The following is a 14,796-nucleotide window of genomic DNA, read 5'->3' as shown; positions in this document are numbered from 1 at the left end:
GCGCTGGCCAGCTTTACCCGGCCGGCGAGCACCTTCACCCCGGAGGAGGGCGGCCGGCCGCTGGGCCGTGCCGGCGTGCTCAACGCCGCCGAACTGCGCGGCCCGACGACCACCTTCCCGATGGGCGGCGCCCCGGTGCCGGTCTCCTCGGCGGGCGCGGGCATGTTGGGCCGGGCGCCGGAGGGCGCGAGCAAAGAGGTGGCCCGCGCCCGCATCGTCGTCGACGAGCAGCGGGATCGCTGACCCGGTATCCACGGCATCGAGTCTGCGGTGAGGGCGCCGAGTCTGCGGTGGCGGCACCGAGTCTGCGGTGAGGGCAGCGAGCCTGAATCCTTGGCGTCGAGTCTGCGGTGAGGCCCAGTTGCCGCGAGGAATCCCGGCCTGAGCGCAGGCTCGGCGCCGTGAGTTCAGTCTCGATGCCCTGAGCGCATTCTCGAGGTCCTCACCGCAGTCTGGACGCCGTGAGTTCAGCCTCGCGACCCTGAATTCAGGCTGGAAGCCGCAAGTTCAGCCTGGAACGCCCCCACCGCGACCCACCTCTCCCGCGGACACCCGTCTAGTTTGTTAAGCTAACTAACTAGAAACGACGATGGACTCATCGGGAGGAATGACATGGCGCGTACCGACGGCGACACCTGGGACCTGGCGTCGAGCGTGGGGGCGACCGCGACGGCCGTCGCCGCGCAGCGGGCGGTGGCGAGCAGCCAGCCCCGACCGCTGATCGACGATCCGTTCGCCGAACCGCTGGTAACCGCGGTCGGTGTCGAGTTCTTCACCAAGTTCGCCCGCGGTGAGCTGGCCGGGACCGGGGAGGACCCGACGCTGGACCTCGTCCGCCTCTCGGAGAACCTGGCGGTGCGCACCAAATACTTCGACGACTTCTTCGCCGACGCGACGGACGCCGGTATCCGCCAGGTGGTGATCCTGGCGTCGGGCCTGGACGCCCGGGCCTACCGGCTGGCCTGGCCGGCCGGCACCACCGTGTTCGAGGTCGACCAGCCGGCGGTCATCGAGTTCAAGACCCGCACGCTGGCCAACCTCGGCGCCCACCCGACCGCCGAGCGGCGCCCGGTGGCCATCGACCTTCGCGACGATTGGCCCAGCGCGCTGCAAACCCACGGGTTCGACCCGAGCCGGCCGACCGCCTGGCTCACCGAGGGGCTGCTCGGTTACCTGCCGCCCGACGCCCAAGACCGCCTGCTGGACAACATCACCCGGCTCAGCGCGCCGGGCAGTCGGCTGGGCACCGAATCGGTCGCCAACCTCACCGAGGCCGACCGGGTCCGGATCCAACAGCGCAGCCAGCAAACTGCCGAGCTGTGGCGCGCGTGGGGCTATGACGGTGCCGATATGGATATGACCGAGCTGCTGTACTTCGGCGACCGCAACGACACCGCCGACTACCTGAACCGCCGTGGCTGGCGGACGGTCGCTGCCAGCAACGCCGAGCTATTCGGCCGCTACGGGCTGACCCCGTTCGGCGACGACGAGATGCCGTTCACCGACGCCAGCTACGTCACCGCGGCGCTGGATTAGTCCAAAAACAGGTCCCGGATCGGTGCGTCTCCGCCGCCGTAGTCGGCCAGGTCGTAGCCGCCGGCCGCGGTGAGCACCGCGGCGTCGAGGTAGCAGTTGCCGGTCGCGTCGGCGGCCGGGCGGGCCAGGATCTCGGCCGCGGCATCGCCCATGATCCGCGGACTGCGTGACGACTTGGCCAGCCGGTCGCCGTCGGCCAGGTTCGTCACCGCCGACGTCGCGATATAGGTCTCGGGCCACAGGCAATTCACCGCGATCCCGGCGTCGGCGAACTCGGCGGCCCAACCCAACGACAGCAGCGTCATCGCGTACTTCGACAACGTGTAGGACGGGTGGACGCCCAGCCAGTACGGGTTCATGTTGATCGGCGGCGCGATCGTCAGCACGTGCGGGTTCGCCGAGCCGCGCAGGTGCGGCAGGCAGGCCTTGGTCAGCAAAAACGTGCCGCGCGAATTGATGTCCTGCATCAGGTCGAACTTCTTGGCCGACAGCCGCTCGGTGGGCTCGGTGGCAATCGCACTGGCATTGTTCACGCACACGTCGACGCCGCCGAACCGCTGCACGGCGGCGTCGACCGCACGCTGGACATCCTCTTCGCGGCGCACGTCACCGACCACGGCCAGCGCCTTGCCGCCGGCCGCCTCGATCTCGGCGGCCGCGGTGTGCACCGTGCCCGGCAGCCGAGGATGCGGTTGATCGGTCTTGGCCAACAGCACCACGTTGGCGCCGCGCTGGGCCGCGGCCAGCCCGATGGCCAGCCCGATGCCCCGGCTGGCGCCGGAGATCACCAGCGTGCGGTCGGTGAACGCGTTCGGGGGGATCGGCATAGTTCTCCTTGAGCAGGCGGTATTGGCATTCTCTTTTTTTGCAAGTACGTTATCAGTGAGTGCAGAGTCGGCTTTACGGAGGAACCGTGCGTCTGGGAGTGATGATCGGGGCGGAACGTGGTGACTCGGCCCGTAAGGTCACCAAGCTGCTCGACGACATCGAGTGGGCCGAGGCGGCCGGAATGGATACCGCCTGGATCCCGCAGGTGCCCACCGACTTCGACGCGCTGACCGCCGTCGCGCTGATGGCGACCCGAACCACCCGCATCGAGTTGGGCACCGCGGTGGTGCCGCTGCAGACCCAGCATCCGATCGCGTTGGCGCGCCAGGCGTTATCGGTGCACGCCGCCGCCGGCGGGCGGCTGGCGCTGGGCGTCGGCCCGTCGCACCACTGGATCATCGGCGACATGCTCGGGCTGCCCTACGAGCGGCCCGCCGCCTACACCCGCGACTACCTACAGGTGCTCAACGCCGCGCTGAGCGGTCCCGGACCGGTCGACGTGGCGAACGACACCTTCACCGTGCATAACCCGCTCGACCTGGGGCCGGTGGCGCCGCTGCCGGTGCTGGTCGCCGCGCTGGGCCCGGTGATGCTGGGCATCGCCGGCGAACTCACCGACGGCACCGTGCTGTGGATGGCCGACGAGCGGGCCATCGGTGATCACATCGCGCCGCGCATCACCAAGGCCGCCGACAACGCCGGCCGGCCCGCCCCGCGCATCGTCGCCGGAATCCCGGTCTGCCTATGCGCGCCAACGGAAGTCGACGCGGCGCGGGAGCGGGCCAACCGGATCCTCGGCGAGGCCGAGGTCTCGCCGAACTACCAGCGGCTACTGGAACGCGGTGACGCCCAAGACGTCGGTGACCTGTGCGCCGCCGGCGACGAGGAGGCCATCTTGGCCCGGTTCCGCCGCTTTGCCGACGCCGGGGTGACCGACCTGTCGGTGCGGCTGCTGCCGATCGGCGACAACCGCGACGAGCTGATCGCCTCCAAACGTCGCACCCGCGAAATGATCGCCGAACTGGCGCAACAGGTTCGGTGACCTAGCCGGCCGCGTTGACTCTGCGTCCACCAGGCAAAAGTTCGAGTGACCCGCCTGGTGGGCGCAGAGTCAACGCGGCGGCATCACGAGGATGACTCGACGCGCAGCGCCAGCATCGTGGTCCACTCCGCGAGGAACAGCTCGTCGGGCATCTCGGTGGCCGGGGCGTGGAACAGCGCCCCGGTGGCACGCTTGCCCAGCAGCGCGTTAGCGCCCACGACGGCAATGGTTTTCGCGTCGTCGGCGCCCAGGTGTGGCGCCCAGCCGCGGATCCAGTCGGCGAGTTCGGCGTAGAGCCCGTCGACCAGGGCGGCGTAGGCGTCGTTGAGCCGGGTGGACTGCTCGGCCGGGCTGCGGGCGGCGATCTGCAGCAGCTGGCTCTCCTCGTCCAGCACGGTGAGCAGATACCGGCCGAGCAGGGTGAGCTCGGTGCGCAGATCACCCAGCCCGGCGAACAGCGCCCGGATATCGCGCATGGCGCGACGGCGGTCCAGCTGTCGGTCGATGCCGGCTTCCAGCAGCAGTTCCTTGGATTTGAAGTGGTGATACAGCGCACCCGAGCCCGGCGCCAGGCCCGCGGCGGCTTCGATCTGAGCCACGCTGGTCGCCCGGTAGCCCTGCTCGCTGAACAACCGCATCGCCTCGGCGACCAGCCGGTCCCGCGTCGTCGCTTCCGCCATTGACCGCTCCAAAGTGTTCACTTAGTATCGACAAGTAAGTACTTTATCAGCTGGCCGGGGAGGTGGCGATGGTGAATACCGACGGTCAGGTGCCGCGCGGCCGGGTGCGCCGCACCATGCCGCTGGCCGGGTTCACCGCGCGCGCCGCCGGCGGCCGGATGGTCGCCGCGCTGCGGGAGAAGACCGGCGACGCCACCGCGGTCGAGCGGTTCCACGAACGCACCGCGCAGCGCTACGCCGAACTTCTCGGGCATTCCAAAGGGGTGCTGATGAAGGCCGGCCAGATGTTCTCCCTGGTCGACGCAGGCGCGGTGGGCGGCGGTGAACTCTCGCCGTATCAGCAAGCCCTCACCCGGTTGCAGGCCGATGCGCCGCCGATGGATCCGGCGCTGGCGCGCAGTGTGCTGGAGGCCGAACTCTCCCGCCCCGTCGCGGACGTGTTCGCCGAGTTCACCGACGAACCGGTGGCCGCCGCCTCCATCGGACAGGTGCATCGCGCGGTAATGCCCGACGGTCGGCCGGTGGCCGTCAAGATCCAGTACCCCGGTGTGGCCGAGGCGATCCGCGACGACTTGGCCAACACCGAACTGCTCACCACGGTGGTCCGGTTCGTGTCCACCGCGGCGGGCGCCATGCCCGACATGCGGCAGGCCGCCCGCGAAATCTCCGCGCGGATCTCCGAGGAGATCGACTACCGGCACGAGGCCGCCAACATCACCGCGTTCAGCACGCTGTACCGCGACCACCCGTTCATCCGGATCCCGGAGGTCGTCCCCGAGGCCTCCGGCGACCGGGTGCTGACCATGACCTATCTGGACGGATTGGACTGGGCCGCAGCGCAACAGGCCGACCAGGACCTGAAGAACACCTGGGCCGAGGTGATCGGCCGGATGGTCACCGGCTCCTACCGGCACGCCAACCTGTTTCACGCCGACCCGCACCCGGGCAACTACCGGTTCGGCCTGGACGGCGGGGTCGGATTCGTCGACTTCGGCTGCGTGAAGGTGCTACCCGAATACCACCGGCACCACATCGTGCGCATGCTGCGGGCCGTCCTGGACGGCCGCCGGACCGAGCTGCGCGACCTGATGGCCGAAAGCGGTTTCCTCGCCGAGGATTCCACGCTCACCGCGGACGAGGCCTACCAGTGGTGGACCGCGATCACCTATGAGCTGCTGGCCCCGCAACCGGCCACCTACACCAAGGACGCCGCCGAGCGCTCCATCCGGTCCTTGGTCGATGTGCGGGCCGCCGATCACCCGTTGCGGCGCATGCTGGTGCCGCCCGACTTCGTGTTCTTCGCCCGGATCAACCTGTCGATGAACGCGATCTTCACCGCGCTGGCGGCCACCTTCCACGTGCGGTCCACGGTCGATGACATGGACGGCGTCGCCGCACCGATCAGCGCGGTGGGCAAACAGCACGACGCCTGGGTCCGCGACCGCGGCCTGCCCTACGGAATGGACGAGCATGACCAGCGCTGAGCTGGCGGCGCCGCGGCTGCCGTGGGACGCCGCCGACCCCTACCCGTTCTATCGATCCCGCCGCACCGCCGGCGACGTGGTGTGGGACGACACCGCGCAGGGCTGGCTGGTTTTGGGCTACCAGGCGGCCCGCGAGGTGCTGGGCGGCACCGGGTGGACCAGCGATCCGCTGGCCAATCCCGCCGCCCGGCTCGTGATGGACCCGGCCAGCCGGGATTTGACGCGCCGCTCCATGCTGTTCGCCGACGGCGCCGCGCATCAGCGGCTGCGCGGTGCGGTGCACGACGTGTTCACCCGCTCGTTTATCAGCGGGCTGGCCGACGGGGTCGACGCGATCGTCGCGGCGGTGATCGGCCAACCCGCGCCGGACACCGCGTTCGACTTCATGGCCGACATCGCGCTGCCGATCCCGATCGCGGTGGTGGGCGAATGGCTGCACCTGGGCACCGGCTGCTCGAGGCTGCTGCGCGAGCTGTCGCCGGTGATCATCCGGATGCTGGGCACCCTGGCCGACACCGACGACGTGCGGGCCGGTGCCGCGGCGGCCGCGGAGCTGATGACCGAGTTCCTGCCGCTGGCCGCCGACCGGCGCGCCCACCCCGGCGACGACCTGATCAGCTTCATCGCCACCGACCCGGCCCTGGACCTCGACGACGTGGTGGCGACGACGATCCTGATCGCGGTGGCCGGCCACGAAACCACCGCCAACCTGCTCGGCGCGGGCCTGGCCCGGCTGCTGACCCCCGGCGACGACGGCACCCGGCTCGCCGACCGCGTCGACGCCGACGATCCCGCGCTGGTCACCGAGCTGCTGCGGCTGGACGCGCCCGCGCAGGCCGTGGTGCGCACCGCCACCGAACCCCACCGCATCGCCGGCGTCGACATCGCGCCCGGCCAGACCGCGCTGGTCGCCGTCGCGGCCGCCAACCGCGACCCCGCCGTCTTCGCCGACCCCGACCGGTTCCGGCTGGACCGCACCGGGCCCGCGCCGCTGTCGTTCGGCTACGGCGCCCACCACTGCCTGGGCGCCGCCCTGGCCCGGATGGAAATCACCGCGGCGCTGCCGCAGGTGCTGGCCCGCCGGCCGGTGCTGGCCGGCCCGGTGCACTGGCGCGACGCCCCCGCCATTCGCGGACCGCTGTGCGTCCCCGTCGTTTTCGGTGTCTAACCGATGCGGGTCTTCGTCACCGGAGGGACCGGCGCCGTCGGCGGCCACACGGTGCCGGCGCTCCTCGCCGCCGGGCACCTACAACGTCGTCGACAACGAACCGGTCACCAAGCGGGACTACGCACGGGCCTGCGCGGCCGCCGTCGGCAAAACGCCGTGGCTGTATGTGCCGGGGCGCGCCGCGCTGCTGCTCGGTGACCGCACCACCTCGCTGACCCGCTCACTTCGGGTCAGCAACAACCGATTCCGCGCCCAGGCCGGCTGGCAACCGGCGTATGACAGCGTGCGCAGCGGCTACGCCGCCTTTACTCGTAGTGCACGGTGATCGATGCGGTGTCCGGCACGCCCTGGCAGGTCAGGATGTAGCCGTCGGCCACCTCGTCGTCGTCGAGCGCGTCATTGACCCGCATCGTCGCACTGCCCTCGCTGATGTGGGCCATGCACGTCCCGCAGTTGCCGGCCTCGCAGGAAAACGGCGGGGCCAGCCCGGCGCGCCGGGCGCTTTCCAGCAGGGTTTCCCCGGCCACCCGCGGCACCGATACCTTCTTGCGTTCCAGGTGAATCGTCACCGTGCCCGTCGCGTCGGCGGTTTCGGCGGTAGCGGCGGCCGGCTCCTTGGGCGCCGGTAGATCGAAGTCCTCGACGAAAACCCGGCCCGGGCCGGGCAACGCCGAGCGCACCACGGTCATGAAACCCTCCGGGCCGCACACGTAGCAGTCGGCGCCGGTGTCGGCGCCGACGAACTCGCGCACCGCGGCGGCGTCGAGCAGCCCGTCGTCGGCGTCCAGATGCCGCCGCACCGACAGCCGGCCGGGGTGCCGGGCCGCCAACTCGGCCAGGGCGGCGTCGAAAATCGCCGAGGCGGCGTCGCGGTCGGCGCACAGCAGCCGCACCGTGCGGTCCGTGCCGGCTAGCGCGCTTTTGGCCAGCGACAACAGCGGCGTGATCCCGCTGCCGCCGGCGAAGCCCAGCACCGGCACCGCGGCGGCATCCAGGCAGAACGTGCCCGCCGCCCGCGTCATGGTCAACTCGTCGCCCTCGACGACGTTGTCCAGCATCCAGTTCGAGACCTTGCCGCCCGGAACGCGTTTGACCGTGGTCATCAGCTCGGTATCGGTCTCCGGCGCGCTGGACATCGAATACGACCGGTACAGCTCTTCGCCGTCCACCTGGACCCGGAACGTGCAGTACTGGCCGGCCCGGTAGCTGAACGGGGCCTCCCGCGGGGCCAGCACGAAGGTCCGCGCGTCGGCGGTCTCCTTGATGATCCGGGTCACCGTCGCCTGCTGGAACACGTGGGTGATCGCCATCGGCCGCCCCCTCCCGCGCTTGCGTTCTTCACAACAGAGAATACTATTCTCTCAAAACGATAGGATCTTCTCAAATGGTGTCAGGATCGTCCGGTTCCGTGCTGGCGTTCGAGGACCGGCAGTATCGGCTGCCGGAGCTCGACGCGCTGGCGGGCGGGCTGGCGCGCATCCTGGCCGCGCGGGGGGTGAGCACCGGCGACCGGGTGGCGTTGATGGCGTCGAACCGCCCGGAATTCGTCGTCGCCCTGCACGCTATCTGGCGCCTGGGCGCGGTGGTGGTGCTGCTCAGCCCGGCTTATAAGCGTGCCGAGGTCGCGCACGCGTTGGCGTTGACCCACCCCGGCCACGCCGTCGGCGACCACCCGGTGCTGGCCGAGGCGATGCCGATGTGGCACCTGGACGAGCCGATCACGCCGGGGCCGCCGGCGGGCGTGCCGCCGCCCGCGGACGCCGACGCGCTGCTGGTGTTCAGCTCGGGCACCACCGGGCAGCCCAAAGCGGTCCGGCACACCCACGCGTCGCTGGCCGCGGCGGTGCGGCACTGGCGCGCCGCGCTGGGGTTGACCGCGGCCGACCGGATCCAGGTCGTCACCCCGCCGTCGCACATCCTGGGGCTGCTCAACATCCTCACCGCGCTGGACACCGGGGCGTGGCTGCGGCTGCACCGCCGGTTCGACGTCGACACCATGCTGCGCCACATCGAATCCGACCGGATCACCGTGGAGATGGCCGTCGCGCCGATCGCGTTGGCGATCGCGGCGCACCCCGACCTGGAGTCCTTCGATCTGTCGTCGCTGCGCTACATCATGTGGGGCGCCACCCCGGTCACCGCCAGCGTCGCCGACACCGTCACCGCCCGCACCGGTGTGCGCTGGCTGCCGGCCTACGGCACCAGTGAGCTGCCGGTCATCGCATGCAGTCCACCGCAGTGCCCGCGACTGGACAGTGTGGGCCGCCCGGTGCCCGGGGTGCAGGTCCAGGTGGTGGCGCTGGACAGCGGAAACCCGGTGCCGCCCGGCGAAATCGGGGAGATCTGGGCGCGGGCGGACTCGCTGATGGCCGGCTACCTGCCGGCCGAGGCGACCGCGGAGGTGTTGCGCGACGGCTGGTATCACACCGGCGATGTCGGCTACCTCGACGCCGACGGCTGGCTCCGGATCACCGACCGGTGCAAGGAAATGATCAAGGTGCGCGGCTTTCAGGTCGCGCCCGCCGAAGTCGAGGCGGTGCTGCACGGGCACCCGGCCGTTACCGACTGCGCGGTGTTCGGGGTGGCCGATCCCGCCGACGGGGAAGCCGTGGTGGCGGCGGTCACCACCCGCGCACCGGTCACCGACACCGAATTGGCGGCGCTGGTCGCCGAGCGGTTGGCGTCTTACAAGCGGCCGCGCCGGGTGCTGTTCGTCGACGAGATCCCCCGGCTGCCGTCCGGAAAACTGTTACGCCGAGTACTCAAGGAGCGGTATGGATGTCCGGCTGAACGCTGAACAGCGGCAATTATGTGACGCCGCAGCGAAATTGGCCGACGATCTGGGTCCCGGGTCGGTCGCCGACCTCGACGACGCGGCGCGGCGGGCGCGGCTGGAAAAAGCCGTCGCCCAAACCGGGTGGCGCGCGCTGCGCTCCGACGGGGCCTCCGGCGTGGAGGTGGCGATCGTCGCCGAGGAGTTCGGTCGCGGCCTGGTCGACGTGCCCTACCTGGGCCCGGTGCTCGCCGACGATCTGGCCCGCCACCTGGACACCGACATCGGGGCGGCCACCGTCGCGGTGGGCGACACCGCGATCGACGCCCGCGGCGCCGAACACGCCGTGCTGCTGCGCGACGACGCGGTGCTGAGCGCCGGCGTCGGCGCGGTGCGTGCCGGCGCCGACCTGACCCGAACCGGTGCCGACCTGAGCGGAACGCCGCAGCCGGTGGGCCGGCTGGACCCCGAAACCGCGCTGCGCTGGCGGGCGTTGGCGCTGGTGGCCACCGGCGCCGACCTGGTCGGCACCGCGCGCGGCGCGCACGCACTGGCCTGCGACTACGCCAAGATCCGTGAACAGTACGGCAAACCGATCGGGTCGTATCAGGCCATCGCGCACCTGCTGGCCGAGGGACTGGCGCTGATCGAAGGGTCGATCAGCGTGCTGCGGCACGCCGCCTGGGCGGTCGACGAACTCGACCCCGCCGAGGCGGTCGCCGCCGCCCGGATCGCCAAGGTGTACTGCGCGCGCGCCACCCGCACCGTGTGCGAGACCGCCATCCAGGTGCACGGCGGCATCGGCAACACCTGGGAGTGCCTGGCCCACGTCTATCTGCGGCGCGCACTGGTATCGACGGGGCTGTGGCCCGTCACGTTGAGGGAGATCAACAGTGGACTTTCGTGATTCACCCGAGGAAGCCGCCTTCCGCGACCGGCTGCGGGCCTGGTTGACCGAGCGGGCGGGCACCTTCCCGTCCGCGGGGGACGACGAGTACTGGACGCGCCAAGGCGAATGGCATCAGGCGCTGTACGGCGCCGGGTTCTTCGGGCTGTCCTGGCCGCGCGCCTACGGGGGCCACGAACTGCCCCCGGTCTATGACGTCATTGTCGATGAGGAGCTGGCCCGCGCCGGTGCCCCGCCGCGGCCCAGCCTGGGCTACCTCGTCGTCGGCCTGGGCCGGCACGCCAGTCCCGAACTGCAGCAGCGGTTTTTGCCCGGGATGATCAACGGCACGCAGCGGTGGTGTCAGGGCTTCTCCGAACCGGGCGCCGGCTCGGACCTGGCGTCGTTGACCACCACGGCGACCCGGCAGGGCGACCACTACGTCATCCACGGGCACAAGATCTGGACCAGCTATTCCGACGTCGCCGACTGGTGTTTGCTGTTGGCCCGCACCGATAAGGACGCGCCGCGGCACCGCGGCATCTCGGCGTTCATCATCTCCATGCACCAGCCCGGCATCGAGCAGCGACCGCTGCGGATGATCAACGGCGTCACCACCGAATTCGGCCAGGTACTGTTCGACGGGGCGACGGTGCCGGCCAGCCAGATGATCGGCGCGCCCGGCGAGGGCTGGGCGTTGGCGATGACGGTGGTCGGCCACGAACGCGAGCCGTCGACGCTGGGGTATTCAGCCCGCTACGGGAAATTGGTGCGCCAGTTGGCCGGTCGGGTGCACGGCGATGCTCCCGAGGAGCTGGCCTGGGCGGCGGTGCAGACCGAGATGCTGCGGCTGCACGTGCGCCGCCGGCTGTCCGAACAGCTCGACGGCGTCTCGCACGGCCCGGAAGGGTCACTGGACAAGCTGCTGATGACCTGGGTGGAGCAGTCGGTCGGCCACGCCGCGCTGGCGGTCGGCGGGGCCGACGACCCGGATCTGCTCAGCGCCTACCTGTACAGCCGCGCGCAGTCCGTGATGGGCGGCACCGCACAGATTCAGAAGAACATCATCGCCGGCCGAATCCTGGGATTGACGGAGTGACCGCGAACGCGGGCGAAGCCCGGGTGAAGCGGGTCACGACCATTGAAGGAGTCTGATATGTACGACATGCCCGCTGAAATCGACGTCCGCGCCGACGGGCCGCTGCGGATCATCACGCTCAATCGCCCCGACGCGCTGAACGCGGTCAACGACGCGCTGCACACCGGGCTGGCGCAGCTCTGGTCGCGGCTGGACGAGGACCGCGACGCCCGGGCCGCGGTGCTGACCGGTGCCGGGCGCGCGTTTTCGGCCGGCGGCGACTTCGCCTACCTCGACGAGCTGCGCCGCGACGATGACCTGCGCGCCAAGACGATTGCGCACGGCCGCGAGATCGTGCTGGGCATGGCGCGCTGCCGCACCCCCGTGATCGCCGCGGTCAACGGGCCCGCGGTGGGGTTGGGCTGCAGCCTGGTGGCGCTCAGCGACATCGTCTACATGGCCGAGGGCGCGTATCTGGCCGACCCGCACGTGCAGGTGGGCCTGGTGGCCGCCGACGGCGGCCCGCTGACCTGGCCGCTGCAGATGAGCCTGCTGCTGGCCAAGGAGTACGCGCTGACCGGCGCCCGGATCGGCGCCGAACGCGCGGCGACGCTGGGGCTGGCCAACCACGTCGTGGCGGATCCGCTGGCCGAGGCGATCGCGTGCGCCAAACGGATCGCCGAGCTGCCGCGTCAGGCGGTGGAAAGCACCAAACGGCTGCTCAACATCCACCTGGAGCGGGCCGTGCTGGCCACCCTGGATTTCGCGAATATGGCCGAGGATCAGTCGTTTCAGACCGACGACTTCGCCGCCATCGTCGCTCGGCTCAACGCGGGGAAGCCCTAGCCGCCGGCCCGCGGGTGTGCGGCGCGGTTGCCGAACAGCATAGACAGAATGAAGTGCTACAGTTAGCACATGAGTTCGGTGGGTGTGCGTGAGCTGCGACAACGGGCCAGTGAACTCCTCCGGCGCGTTGAGGCCGGCGAGACGATTGAGATTACCGACCGCGGCAGGCCGGTAGCTCTACTCTCACCGATGCCGGGGGGCGGACCCTACGAGCAGATGCTGGCAAGCGGCGAGATCGAACGTGCCACTCTCGAATTCGATGATTTGCCCGAACCGCTCGACCTCGAACCCGGCGTGGAGCTGCCTTCGGTGACGCTGGCGCGCCTACGCGAGCACGAGCGGTAATGGCGCTCATCTACCTCGACTCGTCGGCCATCGTCAAACTCGTGGTGCGCGAGCCGGAATCGGACGCACTGCGCGACTATCTTCGTGGTCGGCGTCCTCGGGTGTCGAGCGCCTTGGTGCGCACGGAGGTCATGCGCGCTCTGCTCGACAAGGGCGATTCGGCGCGGAAAGCCGGGCGGCGGGCGCTTGCCGACCTGGACCTGGTTCGCGTGGAGAATCGCGTGCTGGATCTGGCTGGCCGGCTCCGGCCATTGCAGGTGCGCTCACTCGACGCCATTCACCTGGCGACGGCGCAGCGACTCGGCAGCGATCTTGGCAAATTGTGTACCTACGACGAACGGATGCGGGAGGCCGCCGAAGATCTCGGCATGGCGGTGATCGCCCCGGTGTAGCTCACGTTGGCGAGTTAGCCCACTTGAGCCCTTGCGGGCTGCCGGTGACGCAATTGATCCGTCGCCGACCCGCGAGTGTGCGGTTTGATCCGCCTTTCGCGCTCAGGACGTACCAAACCGCACACTCGACGGAGGGTTAGTCGATCGATCGACCCGTCGCCGCGGCATACCCCGCGCGGTAGCCGAACACCATTGCCGGGCCGATGGTTCCGCCGGCGCCGCCGTAGGCCCGCCCGGTCACCCCGGCCATCGCGTTGCCGGCGGCGAACAACCCCGGGATCGGCGCCCCGCTGACGTGCAGCACCCGGGCGTCGCGGTCGGTGCGCGGCCCGCCCTTGGTGCCCATCGCCCCGACCGACACCGGCACCGCGAAATACGGGGCGGTGTCGATGGGGCCCAACGTCTTGCCGTCATCACCCCAGTAGCCGTCGTAGGCGCTGGCGCCGCGGCCGAAGTCCGGATCGGTGCCCGCGGCGACGTTGCGATTCCATTCGGCCAGGGTGTGGGCCAGCCCGTACGGATCGATCCCGGTCTTGGCGCCCAACTCGGTGAGGTCGGTGGACATCGAAAACCAGTCCGGCACCGGCTCGCCGGGCGCCACCCCCAAAAATCCGTACCGCTTCAGGTGCAGCGCGTCGAACACGATCCACGCCGGATCGTTGACGTAGCCGTCGCGGGGATCCAGGTAGTGGAACGCGCCGGCCATCGAGTTGTAGTCGCACGCCTCGTTGACGAACCGCCGCCCGGCGCGGTTGACGATGACGCTGCGCGGGCGGGTGCGTTCCAGCCGCACACTGCGGCTGCGTTGCTGGCCGTCGATGGTGTCGCCGGGGATTTGCACGATCGGCACCCACCACGCTTCGCCCATAGTGGCCAGGTCGGCGCCGCAGGCCATCGCCATCCGCAACCCGTCACCGGTGTTGTTGGGCGGCGATACCGCGCCGTGCATCGGGCCGCGCAGGAACGCCTCGGTCAGCGCCGGATCCCATTCGAAGCCGCCGTTGGCCAGGATCACCCCGCGGCGCGCGTGCACCCGCGACACCGTGCCGTCGCGCTCGATCCGGACGCCGGTCACCGCGCCCTCGGTGGTGATGAGTTCGACGGCGCGGCAGCGGGTTTGCGGCACCACCCCCGCCTCGAGCAGGCCTTGCAGCAGGCCGGCGACCAACGCGGTGCCGGCCACGCAGAGCTCGCCGGAGCCGTCGTCGACGTCGGCGTGCAACCGGGCCCGGGTCTCGGCGTCGAACCCGACATTGGACCAGTCCGCGGGAAACGCGGTGATCCGCTCGGCCCACTCACCGAGCCGGCCCAGCGGGTAGGGCACCGGACTGTGCGAGCGGCCGCCGCCGGGCTGTCCGCCGGGCAGCTCCGGCTTGTAGTCGGGAAAACCGGTGGCGATCTCGAACCGCAGACCGCTGTGTGCCTCAACGAAGTCCAGCATCGACTCCCCGGTGCGCACGAACGTGTCGACCAGCGCGTCGTCCATCGCGCCGAACGACTGCGCCCGCAGATAGGCCAGCGCGTCGTCCACGCTGAGCGCGGTGTCCGGGGCGCGGTGGTGCGCGGGGATCCAGGCGATGCCCCCGGAGACCGCGGTGGTGCCGCCGACGGTCGCGGCCCGCTCGTAGAGCGCGACCGAGGCGCCGTGCGCGGCGGCCGTCAGGGCCGCGGTGAGGCCGGCACCGCCGCTGCCGCAGACGACGACATCGACTTCGTGGTCCCAAGAAGGCATAGGCTA

The 14,796-nt window shown here is 70.5% G+C and carries 15 protein-coding genes and 1 pseudogene; 12 read left to right on the top strand and 4 right to left on the bottom strand.

Annotated features, from left to right (window positions below):
* Together BKN37_RS29080 and BKN37_RS08220 are read left to right on the top strand one after the other, a co-directional pair.
* Positions 1–243, top strand: a pseudogene (locus BKN37_RS29080) (hypothetical protein); the annotation flags it as partial.
* Between the two features lie 369 nt (positions 244–612).
* A complete protein-coding gene (locus BKN37_RS08220; RefSeq protein WP_071024292.1) occupies positions 613–1,536 on the top strand; it encodes a class I SAM-dependent methyltransferase in 924 nt (307 codons plus the stop codon).
* On the opposite strand, the gene BKN37_RS08215 is transcribed toward BKN37_RS08220, so the two are convergent.
* Complete coding sequence (locus BKN37_RS08215; protein ID WP_071024289.1) at positions 1,533–2,363, bottom strand: SDR family oxidoreductase; 831 nt, start codon at positions 2,361–2,363, stop codon at positions 1,533–1,535. The genes BKN37_RS08220 and BKN37_RS08215 overlap by 4 nt on opposite strands.
* Before the next feature lie 86 nt (positions 2,364–2,449).
* Between BKN37_RS08215 and BKN37_RS08210 the strand changes: the two genes are divergently transcribed.
* Positions 2,450–3,406, top strand: coding sequence for an LLM class F420-dependent oxidoreductase (locus BKN37_RS08210; RefSeq protein ID WP_071024287.1), 957 nt, complete (start codon positions 2,450–2,452; stop codon positions 3,404–3,406).
* Positions 3,407–3,489: 83 nt separating this feature from the next.
* On the opposite strand, the gene BKN37_RS08205 is transcribed toward BKN37_RS08210, so the two are convergent.
* Positions 3,490–4,086, bottom strand: coding sequence for a TetR/AcrR family transcriptional regulator (locus BKN37_RS08205; RefSeq protein WP_071024285.1), 597 nt, complete (start codon positions 4,084–4,086; stop codon positions 3,490–3,492).
* A gap of 68 nt (positions 4,087–4,154) precedes the next feature.
* Between BKN37_RS08205 and BKN37_RS08200 the strand changes: the two genes are divergently transcribed.
* The 3 genes from BKN37_RS08200 to BKN37_RS08190 are packed head-to-tail and all read left to right on the top strand — an operon-like array spanning position 4,155 to position 7,063.
* Positions 4,155–5,570, top strand: a complete 1,416-nt coding sequence (locus BKN37_RS08200; protein WP_083341663.1) for an ABC1 kinase family protein — start codon at positions 4,155–4,157, stop codon at positions 5,568–5,570.
* The gene (locus tag BKN37_RS08195; protein ID WP_071024282.1) at positions 5,557–6,738 is read left to right on the top strand and encodes a cytochrome P450; all 1,182 of its coding nucleotides are present in this window, start codon (positions 5,557–5,559) and stop codon (positions 6,736–6,738) included. The genes BKN37_RS08200 and BKN37_RS08195 overlap by 14 nt, the downstream gene beginning before the upstream one ends.
* Positions 6,731–7,063, top strand: a complete 333-nt coding sequence (locus tag BKN37_RS08190) for an NAD-dependent epimerase/dehydratase family protein (protein ID WP_071024279.1) — start codon at positions 6,731–6,733, stop codon at positions 7,061–7,063. Before BKN37_RS08195 ends, BKN37_RS08190 begins: the two co-directional genes overlap by 8 nt.
* On the opposite strand, the gene BKN37_RS08185 is transcribed toward BKN37_RS08190, so the two are convergent.
* On the bottom strand, positions 7,044–8,048 hold the full coding sequence (locus BKN37_RS08185; protein ID WP_071024277.1) for a ferredoxin--NADP reductase: 1,005 nt from the start codon (positions 8,046–8,048) through the stop codon (positions 7,044–7,046). The genes BKN37_RS08190 and BKN37_RS08185 overlap by 20 nt on opposite strands.
* Before the next feature lie 74 nt (positions 8,049–8,122).
* Between BKN37_RS08185 and BKN37_RS08180 the strand changes: the two genes are divergently transcribed.
* The 6 genes from BKN37_RS08180 to BKN37_RS08155 all read left to right on the top strand — a co-directional run bounded on the left by BKN37_RS08180 (position 8,123) and on the right by BKN37_RS08155 (position 13,058).
* A complete protein-coding gene (locus tag BKN37_RS08180) occupies positions 8,123–9,535 on the top strand; it encodes a class I adenylate-forming enzyme family protein (protein WP_071024274.1) in 1,413 nt (470 codons plus the stop codon).
* Positions 9,513–10,418, top strand: a complete 906-nt coding sequence (locus BKN37_RS08175) for an acyl-CoA dehydrogenase family protein (RefSeq protein ID WP_071024272.1) — start codon at positions 9,513–9,515, stop codon at positions 10,416–10,418. Before BKN37_RS08180 ends, BKN37_RS08175 begins: the two co-directional genes overlap by 23 nt.
* Positions 10,405–11,496 carry an acyl-CoA dehydrogenase family protein gene (locus tag BKN37_RS08170; protein ID WP_071024270.1) on the top strand — a complete coding sequence of 364 codons (1,092 nt, stop codon included), beginning with the start codon at positions 10,405–10,407 and terminating at the stop codon, positions 11,494–11,496. The genes BKN37_RS08175 and BKN37_RS08170 overlap by 14 nt, the downstream gene beginning before the upstream one ends.
* A 57-nt stretch (positions 11,497–11,553) precedes the next feature.
* The gene (locus BKN37_RS08165) at positions 11,554–12,321 is read left to right on the top strand and encodes an enoyl-CoA hydratase/isomerase family protein (protein WP_071024267.1); all 768 of its coding nucleotides are present in this window, start codon (positions 11,554–11,556) and stop codon (positions 12,319–12,321) included.
* Positions 12,322–12,390: 69 nt separating this feature from the next.
* On the top strand, positions 12,391–12,666 hold the full coding sequence (locus BKN37_RS08160) for a type II toxin-antitoxin system Phd/YefM family antitoxin (protein ID WP_071024265.1): 276 nt from the start codon (positions 12,391–12,393) through the stop codon (positions 12,664–12,666).
* The gene (locus BKN37_RS08155; protein ID WP_071024263.1) at positions 12,666–13,058 is read left to right on the top strand and encodes a type II toxin-antitoxin system VapC family toxin; all 393 of its coding nucleotides are present in this window, start codon (positions 12,666–12,668) and stop codon (positions 13,056–13,058) included. Before BKN37_RS08160 ends, BKN37_RS08155 begins: the two co-directional genes overlap by 1 nt.
* A 136-nt stretch (positions 13,059–13,194) precedes the next feature.
* Here BKN37_RS08155 and BKN37_RS08150 read toward each other — a convergent pair whose 3' ends face one another.
* Complete coding sequence (locus BKN37_RS08150; protein ID WP_071024260.1) at positions 13,195–14,790, bottom strand: FAD-dependent oxidoreductase; 1,596 nt, start codon at positions 14,788–14,790, stop codon at positions 13,195–13,197.
* Positions 14,791–14,796: the final 6 nt, after the last annotated feature.

The organism is Mycobacterium talmoniae (assembly GCF_001854525.1).
In the GTDB taxonomy this organism is placed as follows: Bacteria; Actinomycetota; Actinomycetes; order Mycobacteriales; family Mycobacteriaceae; genus Mycobacterium; species Mycobacterium talmoniae.
This window is presented reverse-complemented; position numbering and strand designations above follow the sequence as displayed.

Bases quoted from the DNA above. Each gene is read 5' to 3' on its own strand.
- BKN37_RS08220 (WP_071024292.1), top strand. From the start codon at position 613: ATGGCGCGTACCGACGGCGACACCTGGGACCTGGCGTCGAGCGTGGGG.
- BKN37_RS08215 (WP_071024289.1), bottom strand. From the start codon at position 2,363: ATGCCGATCCCCCCGAACGCGTTCACCGACCGCACGCTGGTGATCTCC.
- BKN37_RS08205 (WP_071024285.1), bottom strand. From the start codon at position 4,086: ATGGCGGAAGCGACGACGCGGGACCGGCTGGTCGCCGAGGCGATGCGG.
- BKN37_RS08200 (WP_083341663.1), top strand. From the start codon at position 4,155: ATGGTGAATACCGACGGTCAGGTGCCGCGCGGCCGGGTGCGCCGCACC.
- BKN37_RS08195 (WP_071024282.1), top strand. From the start codon at position 5,557: ATGACCAGCGCTGAGCTGGCGGCGCCGCGGCTGCCGTGGGACGCCGCC.
- BKN37_RS08185 (WP_071024277.1), bottom strand. From the start codon at position 8,048: ATGGCGATCACCCACGTGTTCCAGCAGGCGACGGTGACCCGGATCATC.
- BKN37_RS08180 (WP_071024274.1), top strand. From the start codon at position 8,123: ATGGTGTCAGGATCGTCCGGTTCCGTGCTGGCGTTCGAGGACCGGCAG.
- BKN37_RS08175 (WP_071024272.1), top strand. From the start codon at position 9,513: ATGGATGTCCGGCTGAACGCTGAACAGCGGCAATTATGTGACGCCGCA.
- BKN37_RS08165 (WP_071024267.1), top strand. From the start codon at position 11,554: ATGTACGACATGCCCGCTGAAATCGACGTCCGCGCCGACGGGCCGCTG.
- BKN37_RS08160 (WP_071024265.1), top strand. From the start codon at position 12,391: ATGAGTTCGGTGGGTGTGCGTGAGCTGCGACAACGGGCCAGTGAACTC.
- BKN37_RS08155 (WP_071024263.1), top strand. From the start codon at position 12,666: ATGGCGCTCATCTACCTCGACTCGTCGGCCATCGTCAAACTCGTGGTG.
- BKN37_RS08150 (WP_071024260.1), bottom strand. From the start codon at position 14,790: ATGCCTTCTTGGGACCACGAAGTCGATGTCGTCGTCTGCGGCAGCGGC.